Raw genomic sequence first — 18,594 nt, forward strand, 5'->3', positions numbered from 1 at the left:
CCGGAGCTAACGCCCTGGTGGGCGGAAGATGAAATCCACGTAACGATCGGGGCCGAGCGAAGCGGGGGAGATCGCCGTCGTGAACACAGATTGCCTCTCCCGCCTGGCGGGAGAGGCAACAGGAGGACACCTGCTGTCGGGAACCGCCGGATCAATGATTCCCGGTCAGCACTTCGCGCTTGCCGACATGGTTGGCCGGGCTGACCACGCCCTCCTGCTCCATCCGGTCGATCAGCCGGGCGGCGCGGTTGTAGCCGATCTGCAGGTGGCGCTGGATGAAGCTGGTCGACGCCTTGCGCTCGCGCGCCACCAGGGCCACCGCCTGGTCGTACAGGTCGTCGCCCGAGCCGCCCTCGCCGTCCAGCGCCAGCGCGTCGAAGCTGCCGCCGTCGTCCTGGTCCTCCAGCACCGAGTCGTTGTAGGACGGCTCGCCCTGGGCCTTGAGGTGGCGCACCGTCTCCTCGACCTCTCCGTCGGAGACGAAGGGGCCGTGCACGCGGGTGATGCGGCCGCCGCCGGCCATGTACAGCATGTCGCCCTGGCCCAGCAGCTGCTCGGCCCCGCCCTCGCCGAGGATGGTGCGGCTGTCGATCTTGGAGGTGACCTGGAAGCTGATGCGGGTCGGGAAGTTGGCCTTGATCGTGCCGGTAATGACGTCGACCGAGGGGCGCTGCGTCGCCATGATCAGGTGGATGCCGGCGGCGCGGGCCATCTGCGCCAGCCGCTGGATCAGCGCCTCGATGTCCTTGCCCGCCACCAGCATCAGGTCGGCCATCTCGTCGACGATGATGACGATGTAGGGCAGCTCGGTCAGGTCGATCGGCTGGTCTTCGAAGATCGGCTTGCCGGTGTCCGGGTCGAAACCGGTCTGCACCCGCCGGGTCAGCACCTCGCCCTTGGCCTTGGCCTCGCGCAGCCGCTGGTTATAGCCCTCGATGTTGCGGACGCCGACCTTGGACATGGATCGGTAGCGGTCCTCCATCTCGCGCACCGCCCATTTCAGGGCGACCACCGACTTCTTCGGGTCGGTGACGACGGGGGCGAGCAGGTGCGGGATGCCCTCGTAGATCGAGAGCTCGAGCATCTTCGGGTCGACCATGATGAAGCGCACCTTGTCCGGCGGCAGCCGGAACAGCAGCGACAGGATCATGGTGTTGATCGCGACCGACTTGCCCGAGCCGGTGGTGCCGGCGACCAGCAGATGGGGCATGCGGGCCAGATCGGCGATGATCGGGCCGCCGCCGATGTCCTTGCCGAGCACCAGGCCCAGCTTCGAGCCGGCCTTGTCCATCTGGTCGGAGCCGAGCAGCTCGCGCAGCAGCACCATCTCGCGCTTCTGGTTCGGCAGCTCGATGCCGATGACGTTGCGGCCGGGCACCACGGCGACGCGGACCGACACCGCGCTCATCGACCGGGCGATGTCGTCGGCCAGGCCGATGACGCGGCTGGACTTGGTGCCGGGCGCCGGCTCCAGCTCGTACAAAGTGACCACCGGGCCGGGATTGACCTTCACGATCGAGCCGCGGACGCCGAAATCGCTCAGCACCTGCTCCAGCGCCGCGGCGTTCTGCTCCAGCACCCGCGGGTCGGTCACGGCCGGGCGCTTGGTCGGGTCCGGCATGGTCAGCAGGTCGAGCGGCGGCAGCTCATACGTGTCGGGCGGCGCCAGCTCGAAGCTGGTCTGGCGCGGCGGCGGCGCGGCGGGACGGCGGGGCGCCGGCTCGATCGCGGCGGGGGCGACGCGTTGCGGTGACGGCATCGGGGCAATGGGGCGGCGCGGCGGCTCTTCCACCGGGCGCAGCGAGGGCAGGTCGATCAGGTCGTCGTCCTCCTCCTCGGGCATGTCCTCGGGTTCGGTGCGGCCGCCGCCGATGATGAGCGGCGGGCGCGCCGGAGCGCGCTCCTCCTCCTCGTCTCCGTCTTCCGGATCGCCGATCCGCGGGCCCGGGCGGGTTGGCGCGGGCGAAGCGCGGCCGCGCCGCCGGGCCGGCGCCGGGCATGGCGAAGGCCGCCGGGGCCGCCGGCGCGGGCTCGCGCCGCATCATGCTGGAGGCGACGGTGCCGGCGCCGTGCAGCGTGCGCAGGCCCAGCCATTGCAGCACCCGGCCGATCGCGCGCATCAGGGTTCCCGTGACCGACGCGCCGGCGCGGGCGCCGGCGCCGGTCACCGATCCGACCCGGTGCCATTCGGTCGAGGACAGGCCCAGCGCGATCAGCACCAGCAGCAGGCCGACGGCGCCGGTGGCCAGCGCCAGCCACGAGGTGGCGACCGGCCCGGCCGAAAGAATCACGGTGTCGGAGATCCGCTTCAGGATCATCGACCCGACGGCGCCGCCCAGCGAGCCGCGCTCGGCCCAGCCCTCGATCGCCGGCAGCGGCGACAGGCCGGCGGCCAGGAACAGCACGCCGAACAGCAGGCTGGTGACCCGCCACCACACCCGGTCCAGCGGCTGGTGCCGCATCAGCCGCCAAGCCCAGAACAGCGGCAGCACGGCCAGCAGGAAGGCGCCGATGCCCAGCGTCTGGATCAGGAGGTCGGCGACATGCGCGCCGGGCCGGCCCAGCAGGTTGGCGGCGGGCCCCGCCTTGGCGGTGTTCCAGGACGGGTCGGTCGGGGAATAGCTGACCAGGGCGACCAGCAGGCCGCAGCCGAACACGGCGATGCCCAGGCCGCTCAGCTCGCGCACCCGGTTGCGCAGGAACTCCCGCACCACCGGGGGCAGGAAGGAGCGCTTGCTCGAGGCGGCGCGGCCGGAGCTGCGCGTCACCGCGGTGCGGCGGGATGAGGTTCCGGCCATCGTCATTCTGCCGCCTCGGCTAGGATCTCGCCGACCCGGGTCAGGGCGCGCCCGACCGTCTCGGCGTCATGGACCACGGCGATGCGCAGCCAGCGTCGGCCGATCTCCGGCCGGTCCAGGCGCGTGATGTAGCCGCCGGGCAGGGTGCGGATCGCAGCCTCGGCCCACAGCCGGCGCGCCGCGGCCTCGCCGTCGCCGACATCGAGCCACAGGAAGAAGCCGCCCTCCGGCCGGCGGAAGCCGAAGCGACCGCCCAGCGCCGCCTCGGCGGCATCGAACTTGGCCCGGTACAGCGCCCGGTTTTCGGCGACATGGGCGTCATCGGCCCACAGCGCGGCAGAGGCGGCCTGGATCGGCAGCGGCATGCCGGCGGCGGAATGGCTGCGCAGCCGCAGGAAGGTGGCCACCAGCGCCGGGTCGCCGGCGACGAAGCCGCTGCGCAGCCCGGCCGCGTTCGACCGCTTCGACAGCGAGTGGAACACCAGCAGGTTGTCCAGCGACCCGCCGTCGCGGCCGGCCGCGACCTCCAGCACGCCCACCGGCGGGTCGCGGTCGTAGATCTCGGCGTAGCACTCGTCGGCCGCCAGGATGAAGCCGTGCGTCCGGGCCAGGCCGATGGCGCGGTCGAGATAGCCCCGGCTGGCGACGGCGCCCTGCGGGTTGGTCGGGTTGCACAGGTAGAGCAACTTCAGCCGCGCCAGCAGCGCCGTGTCGGCCTCCAGCGCGTCGAGGTCGGGCAGGAAGCCGGTGGCGGGTCCGGCCGGCAGGAACACCGGCTCGGCCCCGGCCATCACCGCGGCGCCCTCATAGGGGGCGTAGAACGGGTCGGGCAGGGCCACGGCCGGCACCTGGTTGGCGCCGGGGCGGTGATCGACCGCCAGCTCGGCAACCAGGAACAGCGCCTCGCGGGTGCCGGACAGCGGCAGAATATGGGCCGGGTCGGCCAAGCCATCGGGCAGGTTGAACCGGCGCTGCAGCCAGCCGGCGCAGGCCTCGCGGAAGGCCGGGGTGCCGGCCACCGGCGGGTAGCGGTTCCAGCTGCCGGCATTGGCGGCCAGGATCTCGGCCAGGAAAGCCGGCGGCTGGTGCTGCGGCTCGCCGACCGACATGGCCAGCGGCGTCACCCCTTCCGGCGGCGAGACGCTGGACAAGAGCGTCGCGAGGCGCGCGAACGGATAGTCCGCTAGCCGTTCCAGTGCGTCGTTGAGTCGGCCGCCCCGCATGCTCTTCTGCAACACCCTCTGCCGCGTCGGACCGGCTGCGCCGGCCTCTTTCCTCGCTTCCGGCGGCCGGTGCCGCCGCGAAACAGCTCTTAGATTCCAATCACTTTATCCAATCTTCTGACCTCTCCTGTCAAATCCGGCGTGGCCGGGCGGCCGGTCCGGCGCGCTTTTCCGGCCACGCTGTGGCCGGTCCGGCACGGTCGGAGAACGCTCGGACGAATCACGAACGAATCAGGATCGGCAAGCGACGGGATATTGCCGGGGTCAGGGACCGAACGGGATCGACAGCGACATCAGGCTGCCGGCGCCGCCGGACGAGCCCCAGCTGCCGCCGGCGGCGACTCCGACTCCGCGCCGCTCGGAGCACCCTGCGGCCAGCATCAGGAGACATAGGAGAAGAATCCGGACCATGCTGAAATGCTACCACGAAATCGCGGCCGGACACCCGGTCATGTGACACGCGGCCACTGGACAGCGCGGCACCGCGCTCCGATGCTGCGCGCCATGAACGATAGCACCTCCTTGCGCGCCCAGGTCGCGGTGGTCGGCGGCGGTCTCGCCGGGGCGACCATGGCGGCCGCCCTCGGCCAGGCCGGGATCGATACCGTGATCCTGGACCAGGAACCGGCGACCGCCCGCACCCTGCCGGAGTTCGATGGCCGCACCACCGCGCTGTCCTACGGCTCACGCCGGATCGTCGCCTCAGCCGGGCTGTGGGATGCGGTGGCGGGCCAAGCCGAGCCGATCCTCGACATCCGCATCGCCGATGGCCGCGCCCCGGTGTTCCTGCATTTCGACCATCAGGAGATGGCCGTCGAATCGGATGGCGCGCCATTCGGCCACATCGTCGAGAACCGGCTGCTGCGGCTGGCGCAGTTCGAGCGGCTGGACGCCCTGCCGGCGGTGCGCCACGTCGCCCCGGCCAAGGTGGTGGCGGTCGAGACCGGCACCGGCCATGCTGCCGTGGCCCTGGCCGACGGAAGGGTGGTGCGGGCCGACCTGGTCATCGGCGCCGACGGCCGCGGCTCCTTCACCCGCCAGCAGCTCGGCATCCCGGCGCGCAGCTTCGCCTACCGGCAGAAGGCGGTGGTCTGCGTCATGGCGCATGCCGAGCCGCATGAGGGTGTGGCGGTCGAGCATTTCCTGCCGGCCGGCCCCTTCGCCGTGCTGCCGATGACCGACGACGCCGAGGGCAACCACCGCTCCTCGATCGTCTGGACCGAGCATCCGGACACCGCCGACGACTTGGTGCATCGGCCGGTGGCCGCCTTCGACGCGGCGCTGCAGGCCACGGTGGGCGACTGGCTGGGGCCGGTGCGGACCCTGGGCAAGCGCTTCACCTATCCGCTCGGCGTCGTCCATGCCCGGCGCTACGGCGCCCGGCGGGCGGCGCTGATCGGCGAGGCGGCGCATGCCATCCACCCGATCGCCGGCCAGGGCCTCAATCTCGGCCTGCGCGACATCGCCGTGCTGACCGAGCTCCTGGTCGAGCGCAGCCGCCTCGGCCTCGACCTCGGCGACCCCACGATGCTGCGGCGCTACGAGCAGGCGCGGCGGCCGGACAACGTCGCCATGATCCTGGCGACCGACGGGCTGAACCGGCTGTTCTCGACCGACCTGGCCCCAGTGCAGCTGGCCCGCGACCTCGGCCTCGCCGCCGTCGGCCGCCTGCCGCCGGTCAAGCGCTTCTTCATGCGCCAGGCGATGGGGCTGGGCGCGCGGTCGCGGTCCTGACGGGGCACCCCACGTCCGTTACGGCGTGGGAACGTGAAAGGCCGTCGCTGCAATCACGACCGCGGCGAAGGCGTAGGCGAATGAAAACACGGCCAGCGCCGCCGCGGCCGGCATAGCGCCCTGCGCGCGGGAAAACAGCACGCTGACAAGGATGATCTGCAGCACCAGGAAGATGGTGTAGATCCCCCCGTCGGCCCCCCAGAACCCCGGCTCTCCCAAGAGTCCGGCGACCACGACGAGGGCTTGGCTGGCCGCGACCGGGATCAGGAACACCAGCAGGCGCGGTTGCCGTCGGACGACCCCGACGAGCGATCCCACGGCGAGGCAGATCACGCCCAAGGCGGGAACGGCCGTGAACGATCCCAGCAGGAACGGCCATCGGATCGAGGAGAAGAAGTACTCCGGCAGGTAGGCGGAAAGCCGGATGACGTCGTCCATGTCCAACCTCCGGTCCCCGCGGCACTCGATCCGAAGGGCTATGTCAGCGGATAGCTCTCCAAGATCTCATAGACCGCGCCCTCGCGGCCGACATGGCTCTGGTACAGATGGAAAGCGTCGACCGGGAAGGGCTCGGCGCGGAACGGGCCGTGCTCCAGCAGCCAGCGCTCGACCCGCTCGGCCGGCGCCTGGCGCAGCCGGGCCAGGGTGACGTGCGGGGCATAGCTGCGATCGTCCGGCGGCTGGCCGGCGGCGACCAGGGCGCGGTCGACCTTGGCATGCAGGAAGTGCAGCGCCGGCTCCGCCGCCACCCCGGCCCACAGGATCGAGGCGGCGCGCTTCGTGCCGAACCGGCCGACGCCGTCCAGCGCCAGGCTGAAGCCGGGGGCGGCGATGGCGTGCAGCGCCTCGTCGATCTCCTCCGCCTCCAGCGCGTCGACCTCGCCGATGAAGCGCAGGGTCAGGTGGAAATCGGCCGGGTTGGTCCAGCGCGCCCCGGGCACGCCGCCCTGCAGCAGGGTCAGGCGGGGCCGCAGCGCGGCGGGAATGGCAATGGCGATGAAGAGTCGGAGCATGGGCGTTGCCTGGTCAGGCCAGGCTGAAACCGGCGCGGTATCGCGCCGGGCTGGTGGCGAGGCGGCGGCGGAAATGATGGCGCAGCGTGTCGGCCGAACCGAAGCCGCATTCGGTGGCGATGCGCTCGACCGGCAGGGTGGTGGTCTCCAAGAGCTCGCGGGCCAGCGCCAGGCGCTCGCTCACCAGCCATTCCGCCGGGGTGGTGCCGGTGGCCTCGCGGAAGCGGCGCAGGAAGGTGCGCAGGCTCATCCCCGCCTCGCCGGCCAGCCGCTCCAGCGGCAGGTCCTCGGCCAGGTGGCGCCGGGCCCAGTCGAACAGCGCGGCCAGGCGCGGCCTCTCCTCGCTCTGCACCGGCCGGTCGACATACTGGGCCTGGCCGCCCTCGCGATGCGGCGGCACCACCAGGCGCCGCGCCACTTGGTTGGCGATCCGCGCCCCCCAGTCGCGCCGCACGATGTGCAGGCACAGATCCAGCCCGGCGGCGCTGCCGGCCGAGGTCAGCACCTGGCCCTCATCGACATACAGCACGTCCGGCACGATCCGGATGTCGGGATACCGCGCGGCCAGGGCCTCGGCATAGCGCCAATGGGTGGTGGCGCGGCGGCCGGCCAGCACGCCCGCGGCGGCCAGCACGAAGACGCCGGAGCAGATCGAGACCAGCCGGGCGCCGCGCTCATAGGCCCGGCGCAGCGCCGCCAGCAGCGGCTCGGGCGGGGTCTCGCGGATGCCGCGCCAGCCGGGCACGACGATGGTGCCGGCCGTCTCCAGCGCCTCCAGCCCGGCTTCGGCCTGGACCTGGATGCCGCCGATGGCGCGCAGCGGCCCGGGCTCGGCGGCGCAGACGGTGAAGCGGTACCAGTCGGCGAATTCCGGCCGCGGCAGGCCGAACACCTCCACGGCCACGCTGAACTCGAAGGTGCACAGCCCGTCATAGGCGAGCACGGCGACGCTGCGGTTCGGCGGACGGGTCATAGGCGATGGGAACGCCGTCGCGGCCGGAGCGTCAAGGATGCCCGGCATGCCCTGACACGTCATGGCGAGCGAAGCGTGGCCATCCAGTCCTGCGGCCTCAACGGCATGGCGGCGACAGTCTGGATGGCCACGCCCCTTCCGGGCTCGCCATGACGATGGAGTGGGATCAAATGTGGATCGCGCGCCCGTCCACCGCCAGCGCCGCTTCCTTGACCACCTCGTTCAGGGTCGGGTGGGCGTGGCAGGTGCGGGCGATGTCCTCGGCCGAGGCGCCGAACTCCATCGCCAGCACGCATTCGGCGATGATGGTGCCGGCCTCGGCGCCGATGATGTGGACGCCCAGCACCCGGTCGGTCTTGGCGTCGGCCAGGATCTTGACGAAGCCGTCGGTCGCGTTCATGGCGCGCGCCCGGCCATTGGCCAGGAACGGGAACTTGCCGGCCTTGTAGGCGATGCCGGCCTGTTTCAGCTCCTCCTCGCTGCGGCCGACCGAGGCCACTTCGGGCCAGGTGTAGACCACGCTCGGGATCGCGTCGTAGTTCACATGGCCGGCCTGGCCGGCCAGGATCTCGGCCACCGCCACGCCCTCGTCCTCGGCCTTGTGCGCCAGCATCGGGCCGGCGATCACGTCGCCGATGGCGTAGATGCCCTCGACATTGGTGCGGAAGTGCTTGTCGGTCCTGACCCGGCCGCGCTCGTCCAGCTCCACGCCGGCGGCGTCCAGGCCGAGGCCCTCGGTGTAGGGCCGGCGGCCGATCGACAGCAGCACGTAATCGGCCTCGATGGTCTCGGCGGCGCCGCCCTTGGCCGGCTCGACCGTCAGGGTGACGCCGGTGTCGGTCTTCTGCGCGCCGGTGACCTTCGAGCTCAGCTTGAAGGTCATGCCCTGCTTGGCCAAGATGCGCTGCATCTGCTTCGACACCTCGCCGTCATTGGTCGGCAGGATGCGGTCGAGGAACTCCACCACCGTCACCTTGGCGCCAAGGCGGGACCAGACCGAGCCGAGCTCGAGCCCGATGACGCCGCCGCCGATCACCACCAGATGCTTCGGCACCTCCGGCAGCGACAGCGCGCCGGTCGAGGTGACGATGCGCGTCTCGTCGGCCTCGACGCCCTTCAGCGGGGTCGAGTCGGAGCCGGTGGCGATGACGAAGTTCTTGGCGGCGTAGGTCTTGCCCTCGACCTCGATCCGGTCCTTCGCGGTGAAGCGGGCGGTGCCGAGCAGGCGGTCGATCTTGTTCTTCTTGAACAGGAAGTCGACGCCGTCGACATTCGCCTTCACCACCTTGGTCTTGTGGCCCATCATGCCGGCCAGGTCGAGCTCGACGCCGGAGACCTTGACGCCGAAGGCGGCCAAGGCGTGCCCGGCCTCCTCGAACTTCTCCGACGCGTGCAGCAGCGCCTTGGACGGGATGCAGCCGATGTTCAGGCAGGTGCCGCCCAGGGTCGGCATCTTCTCGACGCAGGCGGTCTTCAGCCCCAGCTGCGCGGCCCGGATGGCGGCGACATAGCCGCCGGGGCCGGCGCCGATCACGATCAGGTCATAGGTGGCTGCGGGTTCGGTCATCGCTCGCACTCAGCTTGCCGGAAGGTGGCCGCAAACTGCATGAGCGGGCGCGGCACCGCAACTGCGTCGAGCGGGCAGCTGCCATCGTCCGGCCTGACCCAGGTCACTCCGGCCGGGCGAGATGGTCGTCGAGGGCGGCGGCCAGCGCCTGGATCTGGTGGTTGAGGGCATCGAGCTGCGGCAGGGTCAGGCCGGAGCGGCGCAGCAGCGCCTCGCCCAGGCACTGGCTGCGGGCGAACAGGGCACGGCCCGCCTCGTTCAGCCGGACCTGGACCTCGCGTTCATTGTCCGGGCTGCGCCGCCGCTGCACCAGCCCGGCCGCCTCCATCCGCTTCACCAGGGGCGTGATCGTGCTCGAATCGAGAGCGAGGCGGGCGGCGATGATGCCGATCGTCCGGCCGTCCTCCTCGCCCAGCACGTTGAGCACGAGGTATTGCGGATAGGTGATCCCCATCTCGTCCAGCATCGGCTTGTAGGTCCGGTTGATGGACATGGCGGTGCGGTACAGCGTGAAGCAGATCTGCTCGTCGAGCGCGAGCGGGCGGTCCTTCGGCAAGGGCATGCGGCGCCCTCCTGTTCCTGATGCACGATCACAGTTATCACGAAAAATAATATCGCGATAAAGATTTTCATGGACGCGGTCGGGACGATCGGCTACCAGATGGTTATCGCGATAATAATTATCGTGATATCACCTAGCCATTGTAGTGATACCAACGGAGCCGCAGATGGTTCACAGCGAGCATGGGACGGACGGAATTTCGCGCCGGCTCGTTCTGGCGGCGGGAGTCGGACTCGCCGCCGCGGCGGCCCTGCCGCATTCTTCCCTGGCGCAGACCGGCGCCGCACCTTCACGCCCAACACCGGGAGACAGCACCATGAGCAGCGGATTGTTCGCGACCAAGGACGGCACCAACATCTTCTACAAGGATTGGGGCCCGCGCGACGCGCAGCCGATCGTGTTCCACCATGGCTGGCCTCTCAGCGCCGACGATTGGGACGCCCAGATGCTGTACTTCCTGGGCCAGGGCTACCGCGTCATCGCGCATGATCGCCGCGGCCATGGCCGGTCCAGCCAGACCGACACCGGCAACGAGATGGACACCTACGCCTCCGACGTGTCGCAGCTGGTCGCCCATCTCGACCTGAAGGACGCCGTCCATATCGGCCATTCGACCGGCGGCGGCGAGGTGGCGCGCTACGTCGCCAGGCATGGCGGCAACGGCCGGGTGGCCAAGGCGGTGCTGGTCAGCGCCGTGCCGCCGGTGATGGTGAAGTCGGAGAAGAACCCCGGCGGCCTGCCGCTCGAGGTGTTCGACGGCTTCCGCAAGGCCCTGGCCGACAACCGGGCCCAGTTCTACCGCGACGTGCCGGAAGGGCCGTTCTACGGCTTCAACCGCCCGGGCGCGAAGGTCTATCCGGGCGTGATCGACAATTGGTGGCGCCAGGGCATGATCGGCGGCGCCAAGGCCCATTACGACTGCATCAAGGCGTTCTCGGAGACCGACTTCACCGAGGACCTCAAGGCGATCGAGGTCCCGACCTTGGTTGCGCATGGCGACGACGACCAGATTGTGCCATTCGCCGATTCGGCGCCGCTCTCGGTCAAGCTGCTGAAGCAGGGCACGCTGAAAGTCTACAAGGGCTTCCCGCACGGCATGCTGACCACCCATGCCGATGTGCTGAACCCGGACCTGCTGGCCTTCATCAAGGGCTGAGAATCGAATCGGGCGGCGGAATCACCGACCCGCCGCCCGAGGTTCGTTCGAGAACCGTCGCCGCCGGGGCGACGGATTATTCAGCGCGAGGAGTTGCCGGACTGCCGGCCGCGCATGTAGTGCCGCTCCGGGCGATAGCGCGGCTTGAACAGATGCTCGATCCAGTCCCGGACCACGGTCCACATGCGCTGCGGGCCTCCTCAGCCCTTGTTCAATGCGGCGCGGACGGCGGCGAGGCCATCCTGTCCGTCGCGGGTGGTGACGCCGGCCAGCCAGCCGGCGAGAAGGTCGGGGTGAGCCTTGAGGTACTTCGCGGCGGCCGTCTTGCCGTCCGCCCCCTCGTCCAGGATCGTCCCCATGATCTGGTTTTCCATGTCCACCGTGAATGTCAGCTGTGACAGCAGCCGGGCGAGATTGGGGCAATTCTTCGACAAGTCTCGCCTCGTCACGGTGTAGACGGTGGCGCGGCCGTAATTCGGACCGAAATACGCGTCGCCGCCGCTGAGATAAGTGATCGGGAACTTCGCGTTCATCGGGTGCGGCTCCCAGGCCAGGAAGGCGATCCATTCCTGGCGCCGCGCCGCCCGGTCCACCTGGCTCAGCATGCCCTGCTCGCTCGACTCGACCAGAGTCCAGCCGTCCAGGCCGAAATCCTTGGTGTCGATCATCTTCTGGATGTTCTGGTTCGCCGGCGCTCCGGGCTCGATGCCGTAGATCTTTTTGTCGAACTTGTCGGCGTGCTTTGCGAGGTCGGCGAAATCCTTCACCCCGGCCTCGGCGACATAGGCCGGGACTGCGAGGGTGAAGCGGATGCCGTCGAGATTCGGGCGGATCACCTCGATCGCCTTCTCGGCCGTCAGCGGTTCGATGAAGCGACTCTGCGCCGGCATCCAGTTGCCGAGGAAGACGTCGATCTGGCTGTTCTTCAGGCTTTCGAAGGTGACCGGCGGGGCCAGTGTCTCCACCTTCTGGGTGTAGCCCAGCGGCTCCAGCAGCGTGCCGAGCACGCCGTTGGTCGAGGTGATGTCGGTCCAGCCCGGATCCGACATGCGCACGGTGGCGCAGCTGTCGGGATCGGCTGCTGCGGCGGGGGTCGCCGCCAGCAGCAGCCCGGTCAGGGCAAGGGCAATGAGGCGCGCCATGATTCGGTCTCCCTGTTGTTGTCGTCCCCATCGGGGGCATTGCCGCGCGTGACGCGCGGGAACCGGGCGGCGGCTTCCAGGTCGTCGAGATCCATGTGGTTGCGGATGTATTGCCGGGTGGCGTCCTGCCGGGGCTGCCAGTCCCAGCCGTGCAGGGCGCCCCGGCGCAGCGCCGCATCCACGAAGTGCCGTCGCCGCTGGCTTTCCAGCACCTGCTCGCGCAGCCGCGGCAGGTCCCACCGCGCCGCCACCTCCGCCCGGAAGGCGGCGATGCGCGCCGCCTCGGCCGGGTCGGCGGCGCGGTTCACCCGCTCGCCGGGATCGGCCGTGAGGTCGTAGAGCTGGTCGGGATCGGCCGGGCTGTGGATGAACTTCCAGTTTCCGCGGCGGATCATCACGATCGGCGCCACTGCGCCCTCGGCCAGGTATTCGCCCAGGACCAGATCATGCCCGCCGGTGCCGGCCAGATGCGGCAGCAGGCTGCGCCCGTCCAGCGAGGTCGGATGGGCTGGCGCGCCGTCCGGCGTTGCCAAATCGACCAGCGTCGGCAGCAGGTCGGCGGAGGACACGGCGGCGCCGACCCGGCGCGGGGCGAAGCGGCCGGGGGCGTGTACGATCAGCGGGATGCGGCTGCCGCCCTCCAGGAAGCTCATCTTGTACCAGAGGCCGCGCTCGCCCAGGAACTCGCCGTGGTCGGACAGGATGATGGTGACCGTGTCCTCGGCCAGGCCGGTGCGGCGCAGCGCCTCCATCACCCGGCCAAACTGCTCGTCGACATAGGCGATGGCGCCGTAATAGGCGCGCCGGGCTCGGCGGGTCTGCTCAGGCGTGATCGGCGTCCGGTCCAGCTCGCACACCGCGCGCAGCCGGCGGGAATGCGGGTCGTCGGCCGGCGCGTCCTCGGGCAGCGGGATGTCCTCGTCGCGATGCAGGTTCCAGTACCGCTCCGGCACGGCGAAGGGGTCGTGCGGATGGGTCAGCGACACCGTCATGCAGAACGGCTGGCCGTCGCCTTTCCGCGCCAGGTCGTACAGCCGGCGCTCGGCCGCGAACACCACCTCGTCGTCGAAATCCAGCTGGTTGGTGCGGATGCAGGGGCCGGCGTCGATCACCGAGGCCATGTTGTGGTACCAGCTCGGCCGCGCCTCGGGCCGGTCCCAGTCCGGGGTCCAGCCGAAATCGGCCGGGTAGATGTCGGTGGTCAGCCGCTCCTCGAAGCCGTGCAACTGGTCGGCGCCGCAGAAGTGCATCTTGCCGGACAGGATGGTGCGGTAGCCCAGGGCCCGCAGCGCGTGGGCGAAGGTCGGGATGTCGGAGGGGAACTCGGCGGCGTTGTCATAGGCGCCGATCGCCGACGGCAGCCGGCCGGACATGAACACCGCGCGCGACGGGCCGCACAGCGGGCTGTTGCAATAGGCGGCGTCGAACACCACCCCGTCCCGCGCCAGCCCCGCCATCACCGGTGCGTGCACCGCGGCGTTGCCATAGGCCGGCAGGGCGAAGGGGGTCAGCTGGTCCGCCATCAGGATCAGGATGTTCGGTCGCCGCGCCGCCACGATGGGCCTCTCCCTGTTTTCTAGGATTGTCGGGCGAGAGTGAGGGCCGCCGGCAAGATCGTGAAGACCGCGGCCGTTCATAGAGGTATTATCCCTGCTTATGGCAACCCGTCGCCGCGATCTGCCGCCGATGCCGGCGCTCCTGGCCTTCGAGGCCGCGGGGCGACTGTCGAATTTCAGTGCCGCGGCGCGCGAGCTCGGGGCCACCCAGCCGGCCGTCTCCCATCAGATCGCCGCATTGGAGGCGCGGCTGGGCACCGCCCTGTTCCGGCGGCTGCATCGCGGCGTCGCCCTGACCGCAGAGGGCGAGCGGCTGCTGCAGGTGGTGACCCGGTCGCTCGACGCCATCGCCGACACGGCGGCGGAGATCCGGCAGGCGCGCGACCCCGGCGGGCTGACGGTCGCCACCGATTTCGCCTTCGCCACCTACTGGCTGCTGCCGCGGCTGGAGCGGCTGCGCACGGCGCTGGGCGGGGTCGAGATCCGCATCCTGGCCAGCCAGGATGTGCTCGACCCGCGCGACCGCGCCGTCGACGCCGTGGTCGCCTTCGGGCCGGGGCGCTGGCCCGGCTGCACCGTCGACCGGCTGTTCCCGGAGAGCGTCGTGCCGATCTGCAGCCCGGCGATGCTGGCCCGGTTGCCGCGCCTCGCCGCGCCGGCCGATCTTCTCGGACAGCCGCTGCTGCATCTCGACAGCCCGGACCCGGCGCGCTGGCTCGACTGGGCCGGCTGGTTCCGGGGGCAGGGGGTGGACGGCACGCCGCGCGGCCGGTCGCTGCGCTTCAACAACTACCCGCTGGTGCTGCAGGCGGCGCTGGCCGGGCAGGGGGTGGCGCTGGGCTGGCGGCCGCTGGTCGACGACCTGCTGGCCGCCGGCCAACTCGTCGCCTGCCTGCCGGCCCCCTACCGCACCCAGCGCGGCTATTTCCTGGCGCAGCCTTTGGCCGACCGGCCGGACCCGCTGCGCGCCGCCTTCCGCGACTGGCTGGTGGCCGAGGCGGCGGGGGGCCGGCCCTAAGCGGGGGCTTGGCCCCGGAACCGGCGCCAGCCCTCGGCGCGCAGGGCGCAGGCCGGGCATTCGCCACAGCCGTGACCCCAGTCGTGCCGCTGGCTGCGGTCGCCGCGATAGCAGCTGTGCGTCTGGTCGCGGATCAGCCCGACCAGCGCCTCGCCGCCCAGGGACTCGGCCAGGCGCCAGGTCTCGGCCTTGTCGATCCACATCAGCGGCGTGTGCAGCACGAAGCGGCTCTCCATGCCCAGGTTCAGCGCCAGCTGCATCGCCTTCATGGTGTCGTCGCGGCAGTCCGGATAGCCGGAATAATCGGTCTCGCAGACCCCGGCGACCAGGTGGCGCAGGCCCCGGCGATAGGCCAAAGCGGCGGCGAAGGTCACGAACACCAGGTTGCGGCCGGGCACGAAGGTGTTGGGCAGGCCGTTGTCCTGCATCGCGATCTCGACGTCGCGGGTCAGCGCCGTGTCGCTGACCTGGCCGAGCACCGACAGGTCCAGCATATGGTCGTCGCCCAACCGCCCGGCCCATTCCGGGAAGCGGCTGCGCATCGACTCCAGGACAACGGGCCGGACGTCCAGCTCGACCCGGTGGCGCTGGCCGTAATCGAAGCCGACGGTCTCGACCCGGCCGAAGCGCTCCAGCGCCCACGCCAGGCAGGTGGCCGAATCCTGCCCGCCGGAGAACAGCACCAGCGCGCCCTCGGCCGCGGCCCTCTCGCCCTGGTCACCGGCCATCATAGTCCGCCCAGCAATTCGGGGTCTCGTAGACGGCGACCGCGGCCAGCAGCGGCAGCGCCGGCCGCACCCGGTCCCAGATCCAGATCGCGATGTGCTCGGCCGTCGGGTTCTCCAGCCCTTCGATCTCGTTCAGGCAGTAATGGTCCAGCCGGGCCAGGATCGGCGCGAAGGCGGCCTCGACGTCGAAGAAGTCGACGACGAAGCCGGTTTCGGGATCGACCGGCCCCTCCAGCCGCAGCTCGACGCGATAGGAATGGCCGTGCATCCGGTGGCAGCGATGCGTCGCCGGGACATTGGGCAGACGGTGCGCCGCCTCGAAGGTGAAGGCCTGGGTGATCCTCATGGAATCCCGATCAGCTTGTGGGTCTGCAGGCTCAGCCGCCATTGCGGGTGCGACAGGCAATAGGCGACCGCCGCCTCGGTGTTGGCGATGCGGTCCGGCCCGTCCATCGGCTGCAGCCAGAAATGGGTGAAGTCGAGGCCCGCCACCATCTCGGGCAGCAGGTCGGGCTGGGGATAGACCAGCTTCAGCTCGTCGCCGCGGCGGGCAGCCAGGGGCGCGCTGGCCTTGGGGCTGACGCAGACCCAGTCCAGCTCCGCCGGCGGTTCGATTGTGCCGTTGGTCTCGACCGCGGCGGTGAAGCCGCGGGCATGGATCGCGTCCAGCAAGGCGCGGTCCAGCTGCAGCAGCGGCTCGCCGCCGGTGAAGACGACGAAGCGGTCCGCCTCGGGGCCGGCCCAGCAGGCCTCGATCGCCGCGGCCAGCGCCTCGGCGGTGACGAAGCGGCCGCCACCCGGCCCGTCGGTGCCCAGGAAGTCGGTGTCGCAGAAGCGGCACACCGCCTCGGCCCGGTCCTGCTCGCGGCCGGTCCACAGGTTGCAGCCGACGAAGCGGCAGAACACCGAGGCGCGCCCGGCATGGCGGCCCTCGCCCTGCAGGGTCTTGAAGATCTCTTTGACGACGTAGCCCATCACGCTGGTCCGGCGCGGCCTCATCCGGCGGCCTCAGGGGTGGGCCGTTGCCGCGCGGCGCGGTTTTAACCGGTTTCGCCGCGCGGGTCAGGTGCGAATTGCCGCGGGCCCGGAGCGTGTCAGATCGTCTGCCGCCCCAGGAAGTCGCGGATCAGCCCGGCGATCTCGGCGTGATGGGTCTCCAGCGCGAAATGGCCGGCATCCAGGAAGTGGACCTCGGCATCCGGCAGGTCGCGCTTGTAGGCCTCGGCCCCCGGCGGGATGAAGAACGGGTCGTTCCGGCCCCAGACCGCCAGCAGCGGCGGCCGGTGGGCGCGGAAATAGGCCTGGAACTCCGGATACAGCGCCACATTGGTGCGGTAGCTCAGGATCAGGTCCAGCTGGATCTCCTGCGCCTCCGGCCGGTGCATGTAGAAGCTGTCCAGGGTGGAGCCATCGGGCGACAGCCAGTCGGCCGGCGCGCCGTGCTGGTACTGGAAGCGGATCGCCTCGTCGGTCAGCGAGGCGCGGCACGCCTCTCGATGCTCGGGCGTGGGCTCGCGCCAATAGGCCTGCCACGGTCCCCATTCCGCGCTCAGCCCCTCGATATAGGCGTTGCCGTTCTGGCTGATGATGGCGCTGATCCGCTCCGGATGCTTCAGCGCCAGCCTCAGGCCGGTCGGCGCGCCGTAGTCGAAGATGTAGAGGGCATAGCGCGTCAGCCCCAAGGCGTCGGTGAAGCCGTCGATCACCTCGGCCAGCCGGTCGAAGCTGTAGTCGAAGGACGCGCGCGGCGGGGCGACCGTGTTGCCGAAGCCCGGCAGGTCGGGCGCGATCACCCGGTAGCGGTCGGCCAGCAGCGGGATCAGGTCACGGAACATGTGGCCGGCGGTCGGGAAGCCGTGCAGCAGCAGCAGCACCGGCGCGTCGGCCGGCCCGGCCTCGCGGTAGAAGGCCGACACGTCGCCGACCTGCTTCGTCCCGTATCTCACGGTCATGATGCTCGCCTTTCCGGAATGAGGGAGCGCCGGGCGCCGATCGGCCGCCTGTGCGGCGGCAGGAAGCAGGCCCAGCCCGCCGAGAAGAGCCAGCAGGGATCGCCTGCCCAGGCCGGTGTGCGCCGTCATCATCGCCTCGTGCGGTTGTGTTCGCACTGGATGTAAGAATTTCGGTTTCTGCAATAAGACCGCATAGTGGCAATCTGAGATTGCAGGATCTGAAATCATGGACCGGCTCGACGCCATGGCCATCTTCCTGGCCGTCGTGGACCAGGGGTCGCTGGCCGCCGCGGCCCGCGCCCTGGGGCGATCGCCCGCCACCGTCACCCGGGCGATCGCGACGCTGGAGGGCCGGCTGGGCGAGCGGCTGCTGCACCGGAATGCCCGCACCCTGCGCCTCACCGACAGCGGCGAGCGCCATGTGGCCGTCTATCGCAGCGTCCTGGCCGAGCTGGACGAGGCGGAACGGAAGCCGGCGGAGGCCGGCCGGCTGGAGGGGACGATCGGCATCACCGCGCCCGAGCTGTTCGGCCGGCTGAAGGTGATGCCGGTGCTGGAACAGTTCCTGGCCGGCCATCCCGCGGTGCGGGCGCGGCTCTTGCTGCTGAACCGGGTGGTGAATCTGGTCGACGAGGGCGTGGATGTCGCGGTCCGGCTGGCGCCTCTGCCCGATTCCGGCATCGTCGCAGTCCGGCTCGGCGAGGTGCGGAAGCTGACCTGTGCCGCCCCGTCCTATGTCGGGCGGTGCGGGGCGCCGGAGCAGCCGACGGCGCTGGCCCGGCACATCTGCATCGGCGCGGAGGAGGGCGGCGGCCGCGAGCTGTGGCGCTTCACCGACCGGTCCGCGGGGCGCGCCCGCACAGTCCCGGTCGCGCTGGAGCCGCGCATCGTCCTCAACAGCGCCGGCGTGGCCATCGACACCGCCCTTCGCGGCAGCGGCATCTGCCGGGTGCTGTCCTACCAGGTGGTCGACCATCTGGCCGCCGGCCGGCTGGTGGCGCTGCTGCCGGAGTTCGAGCCGGACCCGACCCCGGTCCATCTGGTGTTCCACCCGATTCCGCGCCGCAACGCCGCGCTGCGGGCGTTCATCGACCACGCCACGCCGCTGCTGCGGGCCGAGCTGGCGGCGATCTCGGCCCGGATGGCGGCGCTCGGGGTCGGTTCGGAGTAGC

General features: G+C 70.7%; 16 protein-coding genes and 2 pseudogenes. 4 read left to right on the forward strand and 14 right to left on the reverse strand.

Annotated features, from left to right (window positions below; genetic code table 11):
* Positions 1-151: 151 nt before the first annotated feature.
* The 3 genes and pseudogenes from QFZ27_RS06085 to QFZ27_RS06095 form a co-directional block, all read right to left on the reverse strand.
* A pseudogene (locus QFZ27_RS06085) lies at positions 152-1,972 on the reverse strand (DNA translocase FtsK); the annotation flags it as partial.
* A gap of 304 nt (positions 1,973-2,276) precedes the next feature.
* Positions 2,277-2,804, reverse strand: a pseudogene (locus QFZ27_RS06090) (DNA translocase FtsK 4TM domain-containing protein); the annotation flags it as partial.
* A complete protein-coding gene (locus QFZ27_RS06095) occupies positions 2,801-4,021 on the reverse strand; it encodes an aminotransferase class I/II-fold pyridoxal phosphate-dependent enzyme (protein WP_429225199.1) in 1,221 nt (406 codons plus the stop codon). The gene QFZ27_RS06095 and the pseudogene QFZ27_RS06090, both read right to left, overlap by 4 nt.
* A gap of 504 nt (positions 4,022-4,525) precedes the next feature.
* Between QFZ27_RS06095 and QFZ27_RS06100 the strand changes: the two genes are divergently transcribed.
* Positions 4,526-5,755: a UbiH/UbiF/VisC/COQ6 family ubiquinone biosynthesis hydroxylase gene (locus QFZ27_RS06100; RefSeq protein WP_429225200.1), complete on the forward strand. Its 1,230-nt coding sequence runs from the start codon at positions 4,526-4,528 to the stop codon at positions 5,753-5,755.
* Positions 5,756-5,773: 18 nt separating this feature from the next.
* Here QFZ27_RS06100 and QFZ27_RS06105 read toward each other — a convergent pair whose 3' ends face one another.
* From QFZ27_RS06105 to QFZ27_RS06125, 5 genes are all read right to left on the reverse strand, one after another.
* Complete coding sequence (locus tag QFZ27_RS06105; protein ID WP_429225201.1) at positions 5,774-6,193, reverse strand: hypothetical protein; 420 nt, start codon at positions 6,191-6,193, stop codon at positions 5,774-5,776.
* Positions 6,194-6,231: 38 nt separating this feature from the next.
* A complete protein-coding gene (thpR, locus tag QFZ27_RS06110) occupies positions 6,232-6,768 on the reverse strand; it encodes an RNA 2',3'-cyclic phosphodiesterase (protein ID WP_429225202.1) in 537 nt (178 codons plus the stop codon).
* A gap of 13 nt (positions 6,769-6,781) precedes the next feature.
* Positions 6,782-7,741: a transcriptional regulator FtrA gene (gene ftrA / locus QFZ27_RS06115; RefSeq protein WP_429225203.1), complete on the reverse strand. Its 960-nt coding sequence runs from the start codon at positions 7,739-7,741 to the stop codon at positions 6,782-6,784.
* Between the two features lie 166 nt (positions 7,742-7,907).
* Complete coding sequence (lpdA, locus tag QFZ27_RS06120; RefSeq protein ID WP_429225204.1) at positions 7,908-9,308, reverse strand: dihydrolipoyl dehydrogenase; 1,401 nt, start codon at positions 9,306-9,308, stop codon at positions 7,908-7,910.
* A 103-nt stretch (positions 9,309-9,411) separates the two neighbouring features.
* Positions 9,412-9,870 (reverse strand): MarR family winged helix-turn-helix transcriptional regulator, encoded by a 459-nt coding sequence (locus QFZ27_RS06125; protein ID WP_429225205.1) that lies wholly within the window; start codon positions 9,868-9,870, stop codon positions 9,412-9,414.
* A gap of 316 nt (positions 9,871-10,186) precedes the next feature.
* Here QFZ27_RS06125 and QFZ27_RS06130 point away from each other — a divergent pair, with 316 nt between their 5' ends.
* On the forward strand, positions 10,187-11,026 hold the full coding sequence (locus QFZ27_RS06130) for an alpha/beta fold hydrolase (protein WP_429225206.1): 840 nt from the start codon (positions 10,187-10,189) through the stop codon (positions 11,024-11,026).
* Positions 11,027-11,226: 200 nt separating this feature from the next.
* Here QFZ27_RS06130 and QFZ27_RS06135 read toward each other — a convergent pair whose 3' ends face one another.
* Together QFZ27_RS06135 and betC are read right to left on the reverse strand one after the other, a co-directional pair.
* On the reverse strand, positions 11,227-12,168 hold the full coding sequence (locus tag QFZ27_RS06135) for a choline ABC transporter substrate-binding protein (RefSeq protein WP_429225207.1): 942 nt from the start codon (positions 12,166-12,168) through the stop codon (positions 11,227-11,229).
* The gene (betC, locus tag QFZ27_RS06140; RefSeq protein ID WP_429225208.1) at positions 12,141-13,724 is read right to left on the reverse strand and encodes a choline-sulfatase; all 1,584 of its coding nucleotides are present in this window, start codon (positions 13,722-13,724) and stop codon (positions 12,141-12,143) included. Before betC ends, QFZ27_RS06135 begins: the two co-directional genes overlap by 28 nt.
* Before the next feature lie 130 nt (positions 13,725-13,854).
* Between betC and QFZ27_RS06145 the strand changes: the two genes are divergently transcribed.
* On the forward strand, positions 13,855-14,742 hold the full coding sequence (locus tag QFZ27_RS06145) for a choline sulfate utilization transcriptional regulator (protein ID WP_429225209.1): 888 nt from the start codon (positions 13,855-13,857) through the stop codon (positions 14,740-14,742).
* Here QFZ27_RS06145 and queC read toward each other — a convergent pair.
* From queC to QFZ27_RS06165, 4 genes are all read right to left on the reverse strand, one after another.
* Positions 14,739-15,470 (reverse strand): 7-cyano-7-deazaguanine synthase QueC, encoded by a 732-nt coding sequence (gene queC / locus QFZ27_RS06150; RefSeq protein ID WP_429225210.1) that lies wholly within the window; start codon positions 15,468-15,470, stop codon positions 14,739-14,741. The genes QFZ27_RS06145 and queC overlap by 4 nt on opposite strands.
* Positions 15,460-15,816: a 6-carboxytetrahydropterin synthase QueD gene (queD, locus tag QFZ27_RS06155; RefSeq protein WP_429225211.1), complete on the reverse strand. Its 357-nt coding sequence runs from the start codon at positions 15,814-15,816 to the stop codon at positions 15,460-15,462. Before queD ends, queC begins: the two co-directional genes overlap by 11 nt.
* Positions 15,813-16,469 carry a 7-carboxy-7-deazaguanine synthase gene (gene queE, locus QFZ27_RS06160; RefSeq protein WP_429225212.1) on the reverse strand — a complete coding sequence of 219 codons (657 nt, stop codon included), beginning with the start codon at positions 16,467-16,469 and terminating at the stop codon, positions 15,813-15,815. The genes queD and queE overlap by 4 nt, the downstream gene beginning before the upstream one ends.
* A 95-nt stretch (positions 16,470-16,564) precedes the next feature.
* Positions 16,565-17,422, reverse strand: a complete 858-nt coding sequence (locus QFZ27_RS06165; protein WP_429225213.1) for an alpha/beta fold hydrolase — start codon at positions 17,420-17,422, stop codon at positions 16,565-16,567.
* 226 nt (positions 17,423-17,648) lie between these two features.
* Here QFZ27_RS06165 and QFZ27_RS06170 point away from each other — a divergent pair, with 226 nt between their 5' ends.
* Positions 17,649-18,593: a LysR family transcriptional regulator gene (locus QFZ27_RS06170; RefSeq protein ID WP_429225214.1), complete on the forward strand. Its 945-nt coding sequence runs from the start codon at positions 17,649-17,651 to the stop codon at positions 18,591-18,593.
* Position 18,594 lies beyond the last annotated feature (1 nt).

This window comes from Inquilinus ginsengisoli, from assembly GCF_050434925.1.
GTDB classification, from domain to species: domain Bacteria; phylum Pseudomonadota; class Alphaproteobacteria; order DSM-16000; family Inquilinaceae; genus Inquilinus; species Inquilinus ginsengisoli_B.